Raw genomic sequence first — 413 nt, 5'->3', positions numbered from 1 at the left:
ACAAATGCGGGTTTTCGATTTTGATCTGGTTGATCACATCGATACCGAAGTTCAGGTGCATCGACTCATCGCGCAGGATGTACTGAAACTGTTCCGCCACGCCGGTCATTTTGTTGCGACGGCCCATCGACAAAATCTGGGTGAAGCCGCAATAGAAGAAGATGCCTTCCAGCACGCAGTAGTAGGCGACCAGGTTGCGCAGCAGCTCTTTATCAGTCTCGACAGTGCCGGTTTCGAACTTCGGATCGGAGATCGAGCGGGTGTACTTCAAACCCCAGGCAGCCTTTTTGGCCACCGATGGAATCTCGTGGTACATGTTGAAGATTTCGCCTTCATCCATGGCCAACGATTCGATGCAGTACTGGTAGGCGTGGGTGTGGATCGCTTCTTCGAAGGCCTGGCGCAGGATGTAC

The 413-nt window shown here is 53.0% G+C and carries 1 protein-coding gene; it reads right to left on the bottom strand.

Translation table 11 applies throughout. The features are described from left to right. Positions 1-413 (bottom strand): ribonucleotide-diphosphate reductase subunit beta (locus JBO08_RS28620; protein ID WP_220075311.1); only part of this gene is annotated, 413 nt, incomplete at both ends.

Source organism: Pseudomonas sp. LAP_36, assembly GCF_019456785.1.
Classification (GTDB): Bacteria; Pseudomonadota; Gammaproteobacteria; order Pseudomonadales; family Pseudomonadaceae; genus Aquipseudomonas; species Aquipseudomonas tritici.
Note: the sequence above shows the minus strand (reverse complement) of the source record. Positions and strands in the feature narration are given on the sequence as shown.